This window comes from Bradyrhizobium sp., assembly GCF_049519115.1.
GTDB lineage: Bacteria > Pseudomonadota > Alphaproteobacteria > Rhizobiales > Xanthobacteraceae > Bradyrhizobium.
Map to the genome: position 1 here is coordinate 1 of NZ_JBEKRB010000073.1, position 19,558 is coordinate 19,558.

17 protein-coding genes and 1 pseudogene are annotated in these 19,558 nt (G+C 59.4%); 8 read left to right on the forward strand and 10 right to left on the reverse strand.

What is annotated here, in order from left to right; all coding sequences use genetic code 11:
- Positions 1–866 precede the first annotated feature (866 nt).
- Positions 867–2,378 (reverse strand): class I SAM-dependent methyltransferase, encoded by a 1,512-nt coding sequence (locus ABSE61_RS32020; RefSeq protein ID WP_423875173.1) that lies wholly within the window; start codon positions 2,376–2,378, stop codon positions 867–869.
- Positions 2,379–2,484: 106 nt separating this feature from the next.
- Here ABSE61_RS32020 and ABSE61_RS32025 point away from each other — a divergent pair, with 106 nt between their 5' ends.
- Genes ABSE61_RS32025 through ABSE61_RS32035 form a run of 3 tightly spaced genes read left to right on the forward strand, consistent with a single transcriptional unit; the run spans position 2,485 to position 4,017 of the window.
- On the forward strand, positions 2,485–2,691 hold the full coding sequence (locus ABSE61_RS32025) for a pentapeptide MXKDX repeat protein (RefSeq protein WP_423875188.1): 207 nt from the start codon (positions 2,485–2,487) through the stop codon (positions 2,689–2,691).
- A 60-nt stretch (positions 2,692–2,751) separates the two neighbouring features.
- Positions 2,752–3,447, forward strand: coding sequence for a cytochrome c biogenesis CcdA family protein (locus ABSE61_RS32030; protein WP_423875174.1), 696 nt, complete (start codon positions 2,752–2,754; stop codon positions 3,445–3,447).
- 15 nt (positions 3,448–3,462) lie between these two features.
- Positions 3,463–4,017: a thioredoxin family protein gene (locus ABSE61_RS32035; RefSeq protein ID WP_423875176.1), complete on the forward strand. Its 555-nt coding sequence runs from the start codon at positions 3,463–3,465 to the stop codon at positions 4,015–4,017.
- Positions 4,018–4,094: 77 nt separating this feature from the next.
- Here ABSE61_RS32035 and ABSE61_RS32040 read toward each other — a convergent pair whose 3' ends face one another.
- Positions 4,095–4,847, reverse strand: a complete 753-nt coding sequence (locus ABSE61_RS32040) for an alpha/beta hydrolase (protein ID WP_423875177.1) — start codon at positions 4,845–4,847, stop codon at positions 4,095–4,097.
- Positions 4,848–5,548: 701 nt separating this feature from the next.
- Between ABSE61_RS32040 and ABSE61_RS32045 the strand changes: the two genes are divergently transcribed.
- Positions 5,549–6,703 carry a patatin-like phospholipase family protein gene (locus tag ABSE61_RS32045; protein WP_423875189.1) on the forward strand — a complete coding sequence of 385 codons (1,155 nt, stop codon included), beginning with the start codon at positions 5,549–5,551 and terminating at the stop codon, positions 6,701–6,703.
- 7 nt (positions 6,704–6,710) lie between these two features.
- On the opposite strand, the gene ABSE61_RS32050 is transcribed toward ABSE61_RS32045, so the two are convergent.
- From ABSE61_RS32050 to ABSE61_RS32070, 5 genes and pseudogenes are all read right to left on the reverse strand, one after another.
- Positions 6,711–7,097: a LysR family transcriptional regulator gene (locus tag ABSE61_RS32050; protein WP_423875178.1), complete on the reverse strand. Its 387-nt coding sequence runs from the start codon at positions 7,095–7,097 to the stop codon at positions 6,711–6,713.
- A 368-nt stretch (positions 7,098–7,465) separates the two neighbouring features.
- Entirely contained in the window at positions 7,466–7,777 is a 312-nt protein-coding gene (locus ABSE61_RS32055; protein ID WP_423875190.1) for a LysR substrate-binding domain-containing protein, read from the reverse strand.
- A gap of 103 nt (positions 7,778–7,880) precedes the next feature.
- Positions 7,881–7,985 (reverse strand): annotated as a pseudogene (locus ABSE61_RS32060) (LysR family transcriptional regulator); the annotation flags it as partial.
- Complete coding sequence (locus tag ABSE61_RS32065) at positions 7,982–10,087, reverse strand: adenylate/guanylate cyclase domain-containing protein (protein ID WP_423875179.1); 2,106 nt, start codon at positions 10,085–10,087, stop codon at positions 7,982–7,984. The pseudogene ABSE61_RS32060 and the gene ABSE61_RS32065, both read right to left, overlap by 4 nt.
- Before the next feature lie 1,140 nt (positions 10,088–11,227).
- Positions 11,228–12,352 carry a LysR substrate-binding domain-containing protein gene (locus ABSE61_RS32070; protein WP_423875180.1) on the reverse strand — a complete coding sequence of 375 codons (1,125 nt, stop codon included), beginning with the start codon at positions 12,350–12,352 and terminating at the stop codon, positions 11,228–11,230.
- On the opposite strand from ABSE61_RS32070, the gene ABSE61_RS32075 reads away from it, so the two are divergent.
- Complete coding sequence (locus ABSE61_RS32075; RefSeq protein WP_423875181.1) at positions 12,353–13,675, forward strand: aspartate aminotransferase family protein; 1,323 nt, start codon at positions 12,353–12,355, stop codon at positions 13,673–13,675.
- A gap of 15 nt (positions 13,676–13,690) precedes the next feature.
- Positions 13,691–14,590 (forward strand): amino acid ABC transporter substrate-binding protein, encoded by a 900-nt coding sequence (locus ABSE61_RS32080; protein WP_423875182.1) that lies wholly within the window; start codon positions 13,691–13,693, stop codon positions 14,588–14,590.
- A gap of 337 nt (positions 14,591–14,927) precedes the next feature.
- Here ABSE61_RS32080 and ABSE61_RS32085 read toward each other — a convergent pair whose 3' ends face one another.
- The 3 genes from ABSE61_RS32085 to ABSE61_RS32095 all read right to left on the reverse strand — a co-directional run bounded on the left by ABSE61_RS32085 (position 14,928) and on the right by ABSE61_RS32095 (position 16,411).
- Positions 14,928–15,419, reverse strand: a complete 492-nt coding sequence (locus ABSE61_RS32085) for a DUF1330 domain-containing protein (protein WP_423875183.1) — start codon at positions 15,417–15,419, stop codon at positions 14,928–14,930.
- A gap of 488 nt (positions 15,420–15,907) precedes the next feature.
- Positions 15,908–16,096 carry a hypothetical protein gene (locus ABSE61_RS32090; protein ID WP_423875184.1) on the reverse strand — a complete coding sequence of 63 codons (189 nt, stop codon included), beginning with the start codon at positions 16,094–16,096 and terminating at the stop codon, positions 15,908–15,910.
- A 111-nt stretch (positions 16,097–16,207) separates the two neighbouring features.
- Positions 16,208–16,411 (reverse strand): hypothetical protein, encoded by a 204-nt coding sequence (locus tag ABSE61_RS32095; RefSeq protein ID WP_423875185.1) that lies wholly within the window; start codon positions 16,409–16,411, stop codon positions 16,208–16,210.
- 237 nt (positions 16,412–16,648) lie between these two features.
- Here ABSE61_RS32095 and istA point away from each other — a divergent pair, with 237 nt between their 5' ends.
- Positions 16,649–18,187 (forward strand): IS21 family transposase, encoded by a 1,539-nt coding sequence (istA, locus tag ABSE61_RS32100; RefSeq protein WP_423875186.1) that lies wholly within the window; start codon positions 16,649–16,651, stop codon positions 18,185–18,187.
- 11 nt (positions 18,188–18,198) lie between these two features.
- Positions 18,199–18,942 (forward strand): IS21-like element helper ATPase IstB, encoded by a 744-nt coding sequence (gene istB, locus ABSE61_RS32105; protein WP_423875187.1) that lies wholly within the window; start codon positions 18,199–18,201, stop codon positions 18,940–18,942.
- Positions 18,943–19,558: the final 616 nt, after the last annotated feature.

Below are 19,558 nucleotides of genomic sequence, written 5' to 3' on the forward strand. Positions count from 1 at the left end.
CGACAAGGTCGGCAGTGATTCAATTCTCCTCTGGATCGTAACGGCCTGCATCAGCAGAACCTCTCCGTCGAAGAATCTCTTCCACGCATACTGCAAATGCCGTTGTTGGCGGCATCGTCCTTCCCCCGGTCAGAGGCGCTTTCAGCTCGGTCGCCCGGCCTTATGCGCGTGATCGTCCGCCTCGCGGCAGCTGTCCCGGCCATTACGCCGGGCTTTTGGGTACTACGACGGCTCCGTCGCCATACAGGTTCGTGAACGAGCCTGCTGCAGGCGATCCCGTAGTTACGTGTGTGGGGAGTTGCGGTGTGTTTAGGTGTCCCGTTCGTTTCCTTGACCCTCCGACGGAGGTCGTCCCATGCGGACTGGTGGCGGTTCGCACTGGCCGGTGCGATCCGCCCCGCATGGCGTAGCGTGTCAGCCGCATTCGCTACCGCCAACCCTTTAGCGACTGGAAACTGGGATTGAGGCAACACAGCTTTCACCGTGCACACCTTACTTTGTGCTCTCCACCGGGCTGCGGCGCCCGATTTTGAGACGTTTCCCGGCATGCTCTGGTCCCGTTCCCCTTTCGGAGTCTCAGTCGTTTCCGACACCGGTAAGCCGGGCAAGTAAGAGCCGAACCAGTAGGCTCCATTCTTTCGAACACTCCCTTCTTCTTCACGCCACAACGGCGCATGTCATGCGGCTTCGATCCTTCGCGCAAGAGATTGAGAGGAAGTCGGCTAGCCGCGTGATCTGCGAAGGGTGCCTCGGACCGGTCGGAACTTGCCGTGGCCACGCATCAAGCCGGCAAGCCGAGCGTCGGCGACACAAATATTCGCTGAGATCAAAATCGGCGAGGGCGACTAGGAAGAGCCGGCTCTGTCTCATCGAGCAAAACTCCGAGAGCTTGGGAGCACGATGAGACTGACCCGATCGTGACCCACTGTCAGGTCAAGCTCCTGGCCCTTGACGACGGAAATGGGCCTCGGAAATGTATGCAGCACCTGAAGCCATCCACCATCAAAATACCGATCGGGATGGTTCGAGAAGCTGATGCCCTCGGCTAAGTCAAGGTTGATCCACTGAACGACGCCGACCGCTTGCCCGTCTTCCCGCACGGTGACTGCGCGCTCCTGGATAACGGCTAGGTGTTTGCTTTCGGTCAGGTCAATCCGGACCAAATCGAAATCGTCGGACAATCGGCGCCACGATGTCATGATCCCATGGACAGGAAGGCGCGACGGCGTAAGCTCGGTAAAGGGTGACACATCAAATCCCGACACCACGCTCACGGCCGCGTATTTATCAAGGACTTCGCTTTCGACCAGGCAGCCGACAGCCGTAGCAGCGCGCGGAATTACGGTTGCGCCCTCGCGCAATAACCTCAGATGCGCGTCTTGAAACGTGTCCAGCACGTTCTCGGCCAAAAGATCGCTTGAGATGATCTCCGAGACCAGAATGTCGGCCCGGCCTTCCAAGTCTTTTCCGACAGTAAGATCGCTGGAAGCCTTGTTGATCACCCGTATCGCGCGGTCAAGACCATTCAATGCAACAATGCGTTCTGCGGCCTCGGCTATGATCGGCACCCCCTCGCAGGCGACGATGTTGGCAGCTCCCGCACGCGCTGCCATCATCGACAACAGACCGCTGCCCGCGCCAATATCAAGAATGCGCGCATGCCGTCCTTCTCTCGCAACAGCCGCCTGGATCGCGCGTTCGAAGGCATCGTTCCTCGTCGTATCGTTCAACATTCTGGCGTGCCAGAAGGGGACAATGATCGAGATCAGACGCCGCAACTGATGCCGAACGTACTCATTTTCCGGATTGAGCTTCAAAATCTTCCGGAATGCGACAACCGCGTCATGCCGCTGTCCGGAATCGGCGAGCGCTATGGCCAGATTTGTCAGAACCAGCTCATGATCCGGCGCGATCCGCCGGGCCGCGTCGAAATGCGCTATCGCCTCCTCGGTCTTTCCGAGGCGGTGGAGCAACGCGCCTTTTTCGATCAGGGCGTCCAAATGTTGTAAGTCACCGTCGGCTCGGCCCGCGTTTCCTTCGCTCCGGAGAAGGTCCGAAGGCGTCGATGCAACGGCTGTTTGGCTCTGCGCGGATCCGCGGTCAGGGGTGTTCGCGCTGCGAGAGGTGAGGTCCTGACCGCCTTGGGCTCGAGTTCTTCGCTCTTGATCGTGCATGTGAGCTAATACGAGCAGAAGCCTGTCGATGTTACAAAAAGCGCCAACAAGTTTGCGTCCTCGCAAGACCACATCGCTACTTCCGGTGCACAAAAAGCACAACCGCCGAAGCCGAACGGTTGCCAGCGGCGAACTGTGATCCCCTGGGCCGATCAGCGAGCCATCGCGTAGGAGCCTTGCTCGAACATCATCGGAATGGCTCACGCGCTTGTGATCAATTCTTTGTCTTGGCTTGTAACGGGTGACAACCTCTTTCGAAGTTCAAAAGGGCGACACCTGTTGCCAGTTGGAAAATGTCCTCAAGGAGATTCTGCAGCATAAGCGCCGCGCCACTGTCCTCGCAGCCGTGACCTTGTCATTCGGGCTCACACTGGCACCCAAGGCTTTTGCCGACGACGTGAAGAAGGACTCGATGTCAAAGGAGGACTCGATGTCGAAGGATTCGATGTCCAAAGACGCGATGTCCAAGGACTCGATGTCAAAGGACGGTATGAAAAAGGACGAAATGAAGAAGTAAGGGTATTTCCCGGCGGCCTTGCCCTCGGATGGGCGCGCTCGCCGCACATAGGCGACCCCAATGACTGAGCTTCTGCTTGCGCTATTCGCTGGCATGCTGACAATCGTCGCACCCTGTACGATGCCGGTGCTGCCGATCCTGCTGGGTGCGTCGATTGGACAGCGCGCTGGCGCTCGGCCGGCTCTCATCGCAGCAGGTTTTGTGCTGTCGTTCGCCTTTGTCGCGCTCGCGTTGAACGCGGTTGCGACGGCTCTGCACTTTGACCCCGACACGCTGCGCAAGGCCGGACTTGCACTCCTGCTGGTTTTCGGCGCGTTGATGATCCGGCCGGCCGCATTCGAGCGGGTGACGGCTCAACTGGCGGATGCCGGTCTCGCGGTGCGGGGGACAACTACCGCCCAAACCAATTTAGGTGGCTTTGTTCTCGGCACGACGCTCGGGTTGATCTGGACGCCTTGCTCGGGCCCGGTGCTGGGAGCGATCCTGACTGCAATCGCAACGTCGCCCGATCACGCGCACGGGGCGCTGCTGCTACTGACCTACACCTTCGGCGCGGCATTGCCCATGCTCGGCGTCGCTTACGGCGGCCAGGCGATCACGACAAAATTGCGAAGCCTCGCCCCTTACGCTGGGCGGCTGCAACAGGTCTTTGGCGCCGTCGTCATCGCGTTCGCATTGAGCGCCTTTCTGCAATACGACGCGGTCGTGCTTGCCTGGCTCGGTCAATTCATTCCGGAAACCCACTTCGGCCTGTAACGCAAGGAGCTTGATATGATCCAATCGCGCAGAACCGTCCTCACCGCAGTCGCTGGTCTTGCCGTGGCTGCTCTGGCGGCGCCAGTGCTAGCCGGCGATAATCGTAGGCTCCTTCAGGTCGCCGACGCTCGTGCTACGGCCCCGAATTTTTCCGGCATCACGAAATGGTTCAACTCGGCGCCGCTCTCGATCGGTGATTTGCGGGGCAGGGTGGTGCTGGTCGATTTCTGGACCTATGGCTGCTACAACTGTGTCAACACGCTGCCCTACGTGACCAAGCTCTACGAAACATACAAGGACAAGGGGCTTGTCGTCGTCGGCGTCCATACCCCCGAATTTCCATTCGAACGGTCGGCTAGCAATGTGCAGGCTGCCCTGAAACGCCATGGTATCACCTATCCGGTGGCGCAGGACAACGAGTCCGCGACGTGGAATGCTTGGCGCAATCAGTACTGGCCGGCCCAATATATCGTCGACCAGCGCGGCAACGTCGTGTTCAGCCACGCGGGCGAGGGCCAATATGACGAAATCGAGCGTACGGTTCGACGGCTCCTGAATGCGACAAGCTAGGACTCCTGGTCTTTGCGCAAGCGTCTTCGCAACGGTATTTCTCGTGTAGCGAAGTCGGAGGCAGCCTGAAGATTGCGTCATCCTGGCGGTTTGGACAGCTCTGACAGGAAAGCCAGAACGTGCTTCCAATTCTCGGCCGCTCCCTTGGGATTGCGCGCCTCGATCAGTGTTGAGGAGCCGTGCACCCCGAACTTCGGGATGAACTGAGTCTTAACGCGCGCGGGAGCGGCAGACAGGATCGCGCGTCCAGCCTGGATTTCGTCGGCGTCGGATGACGATGTGACGTAAATCGGGACCTGGACGCGTCCAGCAGCACGTGCAACTACGCCGCTCGTGTCCAGATATTCGCCCGGCGAAAAGGCGATGACCGCACTGACTTGCTTCGTGTGCTCGGCGGTGACCTCGAAGACAAGGGCCGCTGAGTAGCTGCTTCCCCACAATATGATCGGGAGAAGTCGCGGCACCGCCCACTCAAGAGCTGTCTCCAAATCAGCCTTCGCGTCCTCGTACGTCGCCGGCCTGCCGAGCCGAGGGACGGTGTTGTTCGGGCCATACAGGGAGCCGCCGGATCGTTGGTCGATAGCCAGTGCTGTAAAGCCAGCATCGGCGAGCCTTGGAGCGATTGTCGCGTATTCCGCCTTACTGGAGCCAGCCTGGTGGAACAGTAGAATGATCCCCTTCGGCTGTCGGGCCTCGTAAAGCAACGCGGATATCGACACCCCGTCATGCGCCCGGAGCGTGAGCGGTTCGGGGCTAAGTTTGGCCTGCGCGCTGGCGGATAACCAAAATGCCAGCACGATGGTCGCGCTCTTCGGCCATTCCAGCGTCATATTATATCTCCCTTCAGCCGAAGCTGTTCGACGATCGTCCTCTCGATTGCTTCGCATCGATCCATGCTTTGTTACGCTCACAGCCGGCCCACGGGCCTCTCGTACCGGCCGGTTGAGACCGTTGCGATGCGTGATCTGGGGCACAACGATCAGAAACCTGTCTCTGAAGGCAGTGATTTCGAGCACGCATCGTCCGCTCCCGCCGAGGAGGGCGGCAGCTTACGAGACCGCGTTCGTCATCGATCGCGACATCGAGGTGTTTCGCATCTCGGGGGCGTTCTTCTTTGGTGCTCCCGCTAACATCGCTGCTACACTCGATCGCACTGGGGAACGACCTTCCGCTTACGTACTGGAGTTTCGGACGTTCGTATCCTTGACTCTACGGCCGCCGCGACCATTGCCAACTTTGTTCTACGTGCCTCCTGAAACGGCGCTTCAGTTACGGTCGTTGGTGTTCAAGCTGAGTTGCGCCGTCTGCTACGCTCCAGTTTTGTTACAATCTGCCGACAGCACGCTGCAGGAGGAGGGCCTGCATGCGCAGGCCGAGGAGGAGGCAAGCGGCCATAGCGCCCGCCTATGATGTTCGAAGCGAGACGGATTTCCAAAATCGTCTCCGCGCGGTGAAATGTCGCAATCCCCGTAACGAATACGTGCCGGACATCGAAGTGCAAGGCAGCGAAACAGATCGTTGGAGCCGGGATATGAAGGACAGTTCTCTTTCCGCTGGCAGAAGAGCCGCGAACAAGACCCTGCCGGGCCAGGTCGTCCTGGTGCTGCAGGGCGGTGGGGCGCTCGGCTCCTATCAAATCGGCGTGTACCAGGCCCTGCATGAAGCCGATATCGAACCCGACTGGATCATCGGCACTTCGATCGGCGCAATCAATGCGAGCTTAATCGCAGGCAACGAGCCAGAAAACCGTCTTCCGCGGCTACGCGAGTTCTGGAAGCGCATGGAGCAAAGACATATTTGGGATCTTCGTAGCGGCTTCCCGGGCTTCAACGAAAGGCTCTCTTATTGGTCGACGATTACTCACGGCATTGCCGGCTTCTTCAGACCCAATCCGTTGGCTCACGCCGGCGACGCCTTTGTGCTGGGGCCTGAGCGCGCCGGTTTCTACACGACTGCACCCTTGCAGAAGACGCTCGAAGAGCTGGTCGATTTCGATCTCGTCAATCGCTGCCGCCCCCGGTTGACCGTCGGCGCCGCCCACGTCCGCACCAGCCACATGCATTACTTCGATAGCCGCGATGGCGTGATCACCGTGAAACACGTCATGGCCTCCGGCGCTCTTCCGCCTGCTTTTCCGGCCGTACGAATTGATGGCGAACTCCATTGGGATGGCGGCATTCTGTCGAACACGCCAACCGAGGCCGTTTTCGACGACAACCCACGCAAGGATTCGCTGATCTTCTCAGTGCATCTTTGGAATCCACTTGGCTCCGAGCCAACCACGATGGCGGAAGTCTTCAACCGCCACAAAGATGTGCAATATTCCAGCCGGATCGCAAGTCAGATCGTGCGCCAACAACAGATTCATCGCCTGCGGCACGTTATTAATCAGCTGACTGCGCGTCTTCCTGAAAGCGAACGAAACAGCGCTGTCGTGAAGGAGCTTTCAAGCTACGGTTGCCAGACCCGGATGCATGTCGTGCGTCTCTTGGCTCCGCAGCTTGACCGCGAGACCCACACCAAGGACATCGACTTCACCCCGGGCGGCATCAAGCAGCGCTGGGAAGCGGGCTACGCACATACGAAATCGGTCTTGTCGCGCATGCCCTGGGCCGGGGAATTCGATCCGCTCTCGGGTGTCGTCTTCCATGAGCATATGGAAACGATGCCACAGGCGGCGGAGTAAAACTCCCCTAGCGCCCACAACTGCGTACTTTCCTGATCGAGGCTGTTGGCGTCGATACCTCGAGCAGATGGCTCGTGGCGGCAAACTCGCGCGCGCTCGTGATCGCCGCCTCGCTTTTTTGCCATACCTTCTCGAGATGTGGGCGAACGATTTCGCCGAGCGCGGTAAGGTGAGAGCGTCCTCGGGTGCGTCGGAACAGGGGGCCACCGAACTCGGCTTCCAGAAGCTTGATCGCGCGCGTCAGCGAAGGTTGGGAGACCCGGCAGAGTCTTGCTGCGCGCGAAAAATTGCATTCAGAGCAAACGGCCAGGAAATATTTGATCTGGTGCATTTCCATAATGGATTTCATACCCTGCGATGTATCTATTCGCTCGATAGCGTCTTCAGTCAGCAATGCTACGATCGAGCGAATAGAGCCGCCTCTGCGGGGAATTCCCCAGTCCTCCTCGCTTCTACGCAACACGACGGCTCGCGGTACCGGGGATCGGAATTCTCGAAAGCCGACCGAAGGTTTTTTACGGCCAACGCTTCGTCATCGAGCCAGGCCGATCTCATGCCATCGTGAACCAGCGCGCCAACCGTGCGTGAGTACGTGGTGAGGCTGACTTCACGCCAGAATTCAGGATTGACTAAAGGCCTGGCCACGACGGACGCGTTCGAAGTCGAGTATTTCGGAAAGAACCCGAAGCCGCTGGCGATCATTGCCAGGACCAGTCGTCCCGGTCGCTTCGATAGACCGTCTCGCAATCGACACCGAGATCATCATCTGCTCCCGAAACAGTGGCAAATAGTTAAGGCGGGGATCCCGCGCCCGTCTGGCCAGCAGTAGACCGCAGATTCCGCTTTCGCGCCGATAAGCTGCTCCTCGATCGACTGCGCAGTGCCGTCGATCAAGTCCAACTGAATGTCCGAATGTGCCGCGCGGAAGCGCGAAAACAGCTGGATCAGCAAGGCTGGTGCAATCGTGCACATCATTGCAAGATTCAGGCGCATCGGCGCCTTGACTCCATATTCCTTGGCTCCTTTTTTCGCTGCCTGTGCCTCTTCCCACGCTTCCTGCAAATAGGGGCGCACGAGCTTGCCGAGGTGGGTCAGCTCGATTTTTGGCCGCTCGCGCTGAAATTAGATAGTCGCCGAACTCCTTCTCCAGGCGCTGGATGGCGCGCGTCAGCGAGGGCTGCGTGATATGGCATTGTCTCGCCGCCTGTGTGAAGTTCAGCTGCTCGCAGACCGCAAGGAAGTATCTGATTTGATGGATTTCCATGCGCGACAGATACGTCATTTCGAATTCTGCGTGGCGATAGGCGACCACGTATCGTCGGTGCCGGACTGGATTAGAGACCGGCAGCGTTCAACCATCAGCGCTGCTGGTCCGTCATAAGGACGCACCGACAACACAGCCTTGAAACTCTTGATCGCACTCGAAAAGTCGCGGTGGCGATATTTGATCAGACCATCTTCGTAATTCGCCAGCCACGGATGGTCGCTCGTTTGGTCGCTGAGGCCGATGAGTTCGTGAACGGCCAAGCCTTCTGCTCTGCCGTAGACCGCGATGCTATCGATTTCGCGGGTGATCACAGCATTTCCAACGAGGCGTTTAGTCTCCGCGCCAATCAGGATTTGCGTGCCATACTGCTTGTTGACGCCCTCCAGGCGGCTTGCCACATTCACGGCGTCTCCGATCACGGTATAGTTCAACCGCAATTCGGAGCCGATATTGCCGACCAGCATGCGCCCAGAATTGATGCCAATCCGGGTCTGAAGCGGTTGGCCGTTGTCATTCTCAATTCCTGCCGCTTCGATTGCCTGCCCGCACAAAAACGCCGCGCGACAGCAAAGCAGGGCATGATCCTGCTGCGCCGTTGGCGCCCCCCAGAATGCCATGACCGCATCGCCCATGAACTTGTCGATGGTGCCGCCGTTCGCATCGATCACCTCCGAGGCGACATCGAGATATCTCGACAACAGCGGCACGACGCGATCGCCCATACGTTCCGAAAGTCCCGTAAAGCCGGCGATATCGATGAACATCACCGTCAGCTCTTGCATCGAGCCGCCCGGCTTCGCCTCGACACCCTGACGCAGTAGCGATCGGACGAGGTCGGCTGGAATGAATTTGCGGAAAGCTGACAAGCCTGCGGCCATTTCGGCGATCGCGCTCGACAAACTCGATATTTCGGTGAGTCGGGACGGGTGACTGCGAACCTGATCCAATGCGAACGTCTCAACATGCCGGATTTCGCCGACGACGCGGGCGAGGGGGACCGCGATGACCGAACGCACCAGCATCGCCGACAATAGCGCAGCAAGCAGTGCGCCGATGGCCAGTCCAACGATGAGCCGTCGCAGGGTGGTGTCGACGGGGCCGAGGAATTCCGCCTCGGGAATTACGGTCGCAAGCGACCAGCCGGAAAAGGGCAACGGCGTCAACCCGACTTCATAAGCCGCGCCATCGAGGTCGAGACGCTGCCGCCACGCTTCCTTGCGGCCGGCCTCGCCCGCCCGCGTATACGCCATCCGGGCCAGCGGCAGCATCGCCAGCTGGCTTTCCGCCGAATGCAGTTCGTCACCGTTCTTGTCAGGGGCTGCGATCAGTTCGCCGCTCTCATCGAGGATGAAGGCGGTTCCGGTCTTGCCGACCTCAAGCTGGGCGAGGAACCGTGACAGCCGTGTATATTCAATGATGATGGCGAGCACGCCCTGACGCTGCTGATAAACGTCGATCGGTCCCGCAAAAGCGATTGATGGGCGCGGGCCGATCGGATGGTCGAGGACCCTGAACCACTGCGGGCCTTTCGCCTCCATGGCGGTCTTGAACCAGTCCTGATCGGTGACGAGAAAATCAGTTGGCTCAAAGCGGCGCTTCTCGAATTCGATGTCGCCGGGGATCACCAGATATTCATCGACCCGGCGCTGACCGGGATGGTCGGTCTTGGAGATCTCCATCATCTCAATGTGACCGTCGCCGAGCTTGTGGACCGCGAAGAAAGTACCATCGGGCCAGCCGAATGCGACCCACGAGATGGTCGGTTGCGACTGAAGTTGCGACAAGAACACAAACTCGCGCTTGTCAGCCTCCCGGGTGTCGAGCACGTTCTGCAGGAAGAGTGTACGGATAGCAGAGTGGGCGGCGCGAGCCTCATCAACGATCGCCAGAACTTCCTTGCGAACAGCAGCAACGATCTGCTCATCAATTGTGCTTGCGAGTTGCCGGCTGATCGACACCGCCGTTCGCCACCACAGCAGGCTGGAGGCAGCGGCGGTGAGCAGGATTGCTGTCAACACCAGCGCCGAGACCGCCAGACGAATGCTGATGGTCAGTTTCCCGGCGGACGAAGCCGGCCGCAGGCCGTCGAAAGCAGCTCGGCGGGGAACGGCGTTCATATTGATTTCCGCCGGTAATGAGAAGGCGTTGATGTTAATACGGCGATCACCGCCCTTTTGTTACCACGCGTCGTCACATGCTGACCGGGATTATCCATGTGCCGCGCCGCAATCTCCAATGCCAATCAGGCTCGGTTTCGATAGCAACTAAGTGTTGGATCGCCCTATTGACTTATCTAGAGGGGGCAGAATCCGCTGTTTCGTCAGAAAATTAGTTGAAATCATTGATGAAGTAGCCGGATTTTGATTCCACAATACGGAGGTTCAAACCCGACCCCCGCCCACCATTTCACCAGGGAAATCAGATTACTTTTCGAATCTGCCTGATTTTCATTCTGACGGCATTCGCCTTCGAAGTCCTAGACTAGGTTCGCTTCCCTCGGTGAGCCGTGTTCAAGCGGAGGATTGAATGAGATATCGTAGGTACGGCGGGTATGGGAAAGCCATTCGCGCGAGGCGACTCTAATAGGCGGTGCAAACGCTCGTGCGACGATTGCCCATTTTCTGCCGGATAAGCCCGGTGGTGCGACCTGCAAGCCATTGATTTTTCTCAACCGGTGGCTGTCTCTTAATCAGCGGGTCCCAGGTTCGAGCCCTGGTGCGCCCACCAAGGGAAAATCCTTGGTTTCCAATAGCTTCGCCAGATGTCTGAGAACAAAACGCATCTTGTGCGACGTTTTTTAATCGGACGTCGCACGGCTGGACCGCTGTGCGACTTTTCCTTTGTTTCTGTGTCTCCTCTTTGTCTCTGTATCTGCACCCCATTCGATACTGCGCGCAAATCCGATGGTACAGGTCGATTACGTGCTCGTCGTAGAATGGGATATTAGGGCGAGCAAAACGGACAATCTGTTCTGCTCGTCGCCGCAGGGTGCCGTTTGCTGCAGAACCAAAACTGGATGGTCGGGTCGGGGCTCGATTCTACTTCTCCCACTATTTGCTACGCCAACCCGCGATGTTCTACGATTTCGCGCGCTCGATGGTAACTCTTAGGCGCGAGACTTGTCTTCACCAGGCCGATTTCGCGGAATGAGATCTATGGAATGTCCGGTTCTGCGAAGCAGACATTCGACGAAGCAGGAGGTCCGAAAAGAGCAAAAAGCTTACGTCGCAAGAGGCAGCCCGGCTGGGCCGTACACATCAAGTTAGCGTTGCCGTATGAAAATTCGCGGCCGTGAGCTTCACGCGCAACCAGGATTCGAAAGCCCCGACATAGCCGCGGCTTTTTGCTTCGGCGGACCGCACAAGATAGTAGGAGACGGTCTCAACTTCGAACCTGGGGTGATCGAACGGCGCGACAAGTGTGCCCCTTTTCAGCTCGTCCGCAGCGAGAAGCTCGCTCTCCAAGACCACTCCAAGGCCTTCGACAGCCGCGTCTATGGCCATGGTGGATCGATCGAACCAAAGTTCGTGACGCGCTTTAATATTCGAGCCGACGATCTTTCGCAGATAATCAGCCCAGGTCAGCGCATTGGAGGAGTGAATCAATGTAGCGCGACTGAGATCGCTCGGCTGGCGAAGCCGAGCCTGTTCGATCAGTCGCCGACTGCATAGTGGGCGCAAACGCTCTGCCAACAACGGTTCGATCTGTCTGCCATTGACGACGGGAGGGCACCCGTAGGCAATGGCGAGGTCGAAGCGTATGGTTTCGAGCTCACGCAGGTCGGAGATCGTCGAAAGCCTGATCCCGATCTCCGGGTGCCGCTTGATGAAATCCCCGATCCGCGGCTGCAGCCACTTGGCCGCAAAACTCGGGCCGCTCGCGATAAACAGATGGTCACGCTGAGATTGGGGAGCCACTAGTCTCGTCGCTCCAACGATCGTTCCGAAAGCACGCTCTATCTCGCTTGCATAGATGCGGCCGGCATTGGTGAGGGCAGCGCGGCCGGCGTGCCGGGAAAAGACCCGGACGCCGAGGAAGTCCTCGAGCTTCTGAATGTGGTGGCTGATTGCAGAAGGCGTTACGCCAAGCTCCTCGGCGGCGCGGCTGAAGCTGCCGTGTCGCGAGGCTGCTTCGAACGCCAACAGCGCCTTCAGCGGCGGCATTCTGGACCGTTGAGGTGACTCAGCTTCATCGGCTGCTGAGTTTTTTGAATTGGCGCTCATCATGGCCGCCCGGTACCAATGTCTCTGTTGAGTCCGATAATTCTCGTACCTTGAGCGCCCTGAAGCAATCGATTCCTGCCCGAAAACTAACCTGCGAACGGCTAACGCTGCGACCATAGCTGCGCGGCAGTCTTCGACGCCGCTTGCCGAGGAGAGCACATGACCTCAGCGTTGAAAGCGGCCGCCGACGAATTCCTTGTTAGATACGGCGGGGACATCTTCCCGAACCTCTTCACCTCGGCAAAAGGGACTATCGTTACGGATAGCGACGGGCGCGAATATCTCGATTTCACGTCCGGTCAGATGTGCGCCACGATCGGTCACAATCATCCTGCTATTGTCGAGGCGGTGGAGAAAGCCGGTAAGAAGGCCTTCCATCTGTTCAGTGGAATGATCCCCGAGGTCGTCGCTGAACTCGCCCAGGTCTTGGCCAGGGATTGGCTTCCAGGCGATCTCAAGCGCTCCATCTTCGTTAATACCGGTTCGGAAGCGACGGAAGTCGCGCTCCGGATGGCCAAGATGTACACCGACGGCTACGAAGTGCTCGTTCTCGGCGGTTCATGGCACGGCATCACCGGTGGAGCGGCTTCGGTCTCCATGGCGAGCGACCGAAAGGGGTACGGCGTTCCGCCGCCCGGCGTCTTCGTCATACCGGAGCCCAACGCTTACCGGCCGTACATCACAAAGGGCAGCGAAGAAGGGTCTGCGCTTGCCAATCTCGAACTCGCCCTGAAGATGTTTGACATGCAGTCGACCGGACGGGGCGCCGCGATCATCGCGGAGCCCGTGATCAGCGCCGGTGGCGTGCTGGTGCCGCCAAAGGCTTTCATGGAAGCGCTTCGCAAGGCGGCCGACGACCGGGGAATGCTACTTATCTTCGACGAGGCTCAAACCGCTTTTGGTCGCATCGGAAAAAAATCCGGTTCCGAATATTTCGGGGTCGTCCCTGACATCATGACCATGTCGAAGACGCTGGGCGGCGGCCTCCCGCTTGCGGCCGTGTCGACGACCGAGAAAATCGAGAACAGCCTCCATCAGAATCATTTCACTTACTATACCAGCCATGTGTCCGATCCCTTGTTGGCGGAGGTGGGATTGGCAGTGCTCCGCGTGATCACCGAAGAAAAGCTGGTCGAACGTGCGAACGTCATGGGCGCCTATCTGCGCGGCAAGTTCGAGGGACTGCAGCAGAAGTATGAACAGATCGGCGATATCAGGGGAATGGGCCTTCTGCTCGGCGTCGAATTGGTCATCGATCGCAATAGCAGGCGCGCCGCCCATCAGCTTGGTGGACTGACGACCCAAAAGTGCTTCGAGCACGGGTTGAGTATGAATATCCGTCGCCGTCCCGAGCGCGGATCAGTGTGGCGGATCGCCCCGCCGTTGACCGTCTCGACCGAAGAAATCGACAGGGCCGTTGAAATCCTCGATCGGGCTTTGAGACAAAGCCTCGACGAACTTTCGCGAAACAAGGCAGCTTGATAAGTTGGAGGTTACGTGATCCGCAAACGTTCGCCAATATTGATTGCCGCCCTGTCGCTTGCGATGCTCGATATCCAGGCGGGTCAGGCAGCAAGCCAAACGCTGGAAAAGATAAAGGAAGTCGGCAAAATAACCTTCGGTTATCGGGAGGCGTCGATTCCCTTTGCCTACCTGGGAGCCGATCAAAAGCCGACAGGGCTCTCGCTCGACTTGTGTTCCGCCGTCGCTGACAAACTCAGGTTCGAGCTGCACCGACCGGAGCTGGAGACCGAGTACGTCGCGGTGACTGCATCCAATCGCGTCCCGCTGCTTCAGAACGGTGCCGTAGACATCGAGTGCGGCAGTACGACCAACACCGCCGAACGTCAGAAACATGTATCCTTCTCCCTCGCGACATATGTGGCGTCGCCGCGCTGGCTAGTTTCCGCCGCTTCTCCGATCGTCGAGCTGAACGGATTAGACGGGCAAACCATCGTTATAACGCAGGGTTCTCTGAATTTTACGGTCGCCAAGAAGATCATAGACGACCAGAAGCTGAAGGTGGCGATCTTTCAGGCCAAGGACCACGCAGAGTCGCTGCTCGTCCTGGGAACGGGCCGCGCCGCCGCATGGTTCGAGGACGATATCCTGATTGCCGGATTGGTCGCTAACTCCTCCGACCCCAAGGTCTTCCGGATGCTGGCGGCAACCTACGAGCCGAGCTATTACGGGCTCATGACCCGGAGGGAAGATCCGGAATTTAAAGCGCTCGTCGATTCCGTAATCAAGGAAAAGATGAGGTCAGGTGAATTCAACAAGCTTTACTCGAAATGGTTTGAGGCGCCCATTCCGCCGACGGGACAGAACCTTCTACTGCCCATGAGCGATGCGATGAAGGCTCGCGTCGCATCTCCCAGCGATGCACTCATCCCGTAGACTCGGAGAAGCGTGGGACTTCTGTAAATCGAGGTGTCGATGGCATCTGCCACACCCGGGAGATTTCTTCACTCTACGGTCAGGTAACCCGAACGATACATCGACCTTCACCGTGACGCTCAAAGCGCCGCTGGACGCACGGGGGACGCTGCATTTGATGTCTGGACGGCAAGTGCTGGTGCCGCCCGATGGTTTGGTTGCGATGACGGCGGAGGACAGCAAGCCCTTGTCGGCCATCGGCTGGGTCGAGACGAAGGGAGCGGTGGACGGCTAAGCGGAGCGCCGAGCGATATCCGCTTTACCGGCAGGTCTGACGGTCAAAGCCGTCCCACCATTGCTACGGCGTCGCGCCCTCAACCGCAAAGGCGCGGGTGGTTGCATACTTGTCACCAACGGACTGAGCGGCCTTGCGGCCCGGTGAACTCCAAAACGCTTGAGCTTTTTCCACGCTGTCGAATTGCAGCACCACCACGCGCGGTGCAGGTGCCGCGCCCTGCAGAGTTACGGGGTTTCCGCCGCGCACGATATATTTGCCTCCGCTCGCCTGAATTTCTTTCGCGATTAGCGGAACAAATTCTTTAGTGTATCCCTCCTTATCCGTCACGTTGACTTCGACGATTGCGTAGCCCGGAGGCGTGGCTTGGGCGTGAAGGCTTTGAACTGCCGCAGCACCAAGCGCAAAACTCCCAACCATTGCCAACGCAATTTTGGACATGGCTTTCATGACTTTCTCCTTCATGGATATTGAACCGACATGGGCGGAATTGCTCAGTCGTTCGGAGCGAAGACCAGAATGAAAGTTAAAGGATTGCTTGCCCGCCGACGGCATGATGGCTGTCCGTATGACATAGAGGATTTCGGCACGTCCTCATGGGCAGCTAACAACAGGATATACCTTCTTTCTCACATAAGAATGTGAAGCGCTTCACATCTCGTTTAAGTGAGATGAGGGAGACAAAGTGCCTTTCGGTCGCTGTCGAGGGATAATCGGACATCGACCCGCGCGTCAGTCCCGCCTCAGAAAGCGACCGGCCGTCAACCGGCACACGAATTTTTCAGCAGCGCCGAAAATCGCTATCATCCGCATCAAGTTCTTCATCCGGGGAATCCAGGTTGAAAGGTCATGTCAATGCTAAAGCGCACTGAAACCAGGGAACTCAATACTGCCCTACGCCCCTTCGGATACAGAATTCTCCGTCGCCAGACAGCGGCAGGCGTCCGCGCGCGGAAACCTCCGATCCTTGCTCCTGGGAGGACGATTACAGCGTTACAGTCAGCAGAAGATTCCGTTCTTGCTTCCGCGCCTATCGACAAGCGTCACCCTTGTCCGGCAGGAAAAATAAATCGTGCTGGCCATCCGGGAAACGGAATAAGCGGCCAAACAATACTGTTGTCGTTGGCGGCCGGTGGGCTGCATTTTTTGACCGCATCACGTGCGTCCGATGCTCGGTCCACATCTAGCTGGCGATGCTCACCCTTTCGATCTTTGCGCTCTTTCGGGCTCATCTCTTTTCTCCACGCCCAGTCATCAGCCGATCGCGGCTCGGTAACGTCTTCAAGAAGGCGTGGCGTCCAAGACGCGCTAGTAGAGCAAGGGAGCAGCTTCGATTTTTCGCGCTATTCCAACGCACCGGGGTGGTCATCTTCTTCCGACGAATTGCTTGGACCCATGAACTGCAGCATTGCTAAAGCAAGCCGCTCTTCAGACAAGCGCTGTTCGACGAACCGCAACTCAATGTCGCTCAAGCGGGATTTGAGGAGGCCTTGATAACGGTCAATGTTGCGTTGGTGGGAACGCAAGCGGTTAACTCTTTCACCCATAAACGCCACTCCCGATGTCGTCGGGCTCGAAAGTGCTGATTCCGCTCGATGTCGCCCACCATTCCGGAATGATCTCGCCCACCGTTCCGAGATGATCTCGCCCAGGATTCCGAGATGATCTCGCCCACCATTCCGGGATGATGTCGCCCGGGGTGATGCGGCCTCTTCTGGCTCCGATACGGTCCCGCCTTTCGGCTTTTGCGAAGGGGGACCTGGATGCCGACGGAGAGGTTTGCGATGCGCCACGTGCGCGATGTGATGAGATTGAAGTCGGCCGGGATGCCGATCCGCGAGATTGCGCGGCGGGTGGGGACGGCCCCTTCGACGGTACGGTTGACGATCCGCCGTTTCGAGGCGGCGGGGCTGACCTGGCCGTTGGTCGACGACATCACCGACACGGAGTTGGAGGCCAGGCTGTTCGCCAGCGCGGGAGCCGGTCCCGGCACGCGTCGGGGCCATCGGCGGCAGGCCGAGCCGGACTGGTCGGCGGTGCATCGCGAGCTCAAGCGCAAGCACATGACGCTGTCGATTGTGTGGGAGGAGTACATCGCGGGCGAGCCCGGCGGGTATCGCTATTCGCGCTTTTGTGAGCTCTACCGCGCCTGGGAAGGCCGCCTGTCGGTGACGATGCGCCAGTCGCATGCGGCCGGCGACAAGCTGTTCGTCGACTATGCGGGCGACGGTGTGCCCGTGGTGATCGATCGGCTCACCGGCGAGCGGCGCGCCGCGCAAATCTTCGTCGCGGTGCTCGGCGCTTCCAGCTTCACCTACGCGCAGGCGACCTGGACACAGGGGCTCGCCGACTGGATCAGCGGCCACGTCGGCGCCTTCGAGGCGATCGGCGGGGTGCCGGCGCTGCTGGTGCCGGACAACACCAAGGTCGCCGTCATCAAGGCCTGCCTCTACGATCCGCAGATCAACCGCAGCTACGCCGACATGGCGGCGCATTACGGCGCCGCCATTCTGCCGGCCAGGCCTCGACGGCCACGGGACAAGGCGAAGGTCGAGCAGGCCGTCCTCATGGTCGAGCGCTGGCTACTCGGGCGGCTGCGCCACCGCACCTTCCACAGCCTCGCCGACGTCAACGCAGCGATCGCCGAGTTGATGATCCGGCTCAACGAGGAGCGGCCGATCCGGCGGCTCGGCGTCACTCGCCGCAGGCTGCTGGAGGAGATCGACCGGCCGGCGCTGAAGGCCTTGCCGGAGAGCCCTTATGTGTTCGCCGAGTGGCGGATTTGCCGGGTCAGCATCGACTATCACGTCGAGGTCGCGGCGCACTACTACAGCGTCCCGCATCGCTTCGTCCGCGCCGAAGTCGAGGTCCGCTTCACCGCCCGCACCGTCGAGATATTCCACAAGGGCGAGCGCATCGCCGCGCATCAGCGCATGAGCGGCAACCATAAGCACACCACCGTGCCGGAACACATGGCCTCCAGCCATCGGCGCTACGCCGGCTGGACCATCGAGCGCATCCGCAAGGATGCCGCCACGATCGGGCCGGCGACCGCCGCGCTGTGCGATCTGATCCTCGATGAACGCGCACACCCCGAGCAGGGCTTCCGCGCCTGCCTCGGCATCATCCGGCTTGCCCGGTCCTACGGGCACGAGCGGCTCGATGCCGCTGCCATTCGGGCGATCGACATCGGCGCGCGCACCTACGGCTCGGTCAAATCGATCCTCGCCAACAATCTCGATCGGCGTCCTTCGCAAAAGCGGCCTGCGGACGATGCGCCGATCCTCCATCCCAACATCCGCGGGCCGCGCTACTACAACTAGGAGATTACGTCTTGCTCAACCATCCGACCCTCGATCAACTCCATGCACTTGGCCTGCACGGCATGGCCAAGGCCTTCGCCGACATCGAAGCCGGCGGCGACGCCGCAAGCCTCGGCCACGCCGAATGGCTGGCACTCCTGCTCGAACGCGAAGCATCGCTGCGACGCGACAAGCGGCTGTCGAAGCGGCTGCAATACGCCAAGCTGCGCCAGCAGGCCTGCGTCGAGGACATCGACTATAAGACCCCGCGCGGCCTCGACCGCGCCCTGCTGACGATGCTGGTCGAAGGCAGCTGGATCGACGACCACGCCAATCTTTTGATCTGTGGGCCATCCGGCGTCGGCAAGAGCTGGCTCGCGTCGGCGCTCGGCAACAAGGCCTGTCGCGACAATCGCTCGGTGCTCTATCAGCGCGTCCCGCGGCTGTTCAGCGACCTGGCTTTGGCGCGCGGCGACGGCCGCCACCCGCGTCTGTTGCGCGCGCTCGGCCGCGTCGATCTCCTCGTCCTTGACGACTGGGGTCTCGAGCCGCTCGACGCCGCCGCCCGCCACGACCTCCTGGAGATCCTCGAGGACCGCTACGGCCGCCGCTCCACCATCGTCACCAGCCAGCTCCCGGTCGATCAATGGCACGCACTGATCGGCGACCCGACTTACGCCGATGCCGTCCTCGACCGCCTGGTCCATAACGCCCACCGGATCGACCTCAACGGCGAGAGCATGCGCCGAACCCGAAAACCCGGCCGAAAGACCTGAGCGCGTGGCGCTGTGGACATGCCGCTGCGCTTGGACAACGCGAAGAGCGTTGCCCACATGCCCACAGCAGAAACAGACAACGAAGACTTCGAGCCGTGATTTAAGGTTGACCTCGCGGCTTCGCCGATGCCAGAAACCAACAAGCCAGAACGCCCTCACGCCCCGGGCGACATCAAAATCGGTATGGTGGGCGAGATCATCTCGGAATCCTGGGCGAGATCAAATCGGTACACCCGGGCGAGATCATCGGAATCAGCAGCACGGATCGAACAGCATCGTTACTGACGCCGCGGACGGACGGGGGCAAGACTGATCTGGCCTGCTCAGGTGCACGGTCCATGCCACGCCGACAGCAAGGGTCAAAATCGCGGTAAGTAGCAAGCCTTGGCTTTTCATGGCGATGGCTCCTCATCGCCCCAGAAGCACAATCATGCTCGCGAGACTTGGTTCCGACTCAAAGACAGGTTGCTGTATGCGGGTAGGTGCGGCTAGGCGCGAGAGGCTATTCCAGTCATGATAACGAGGTGGCCCGTCGCCCCGCTGAGTTTGGTGCTGGCTGCATGTTCAAGCGTGCCAGATGCGCCTTTGCCGAATATGTGAAACCGTCCCCCCGACA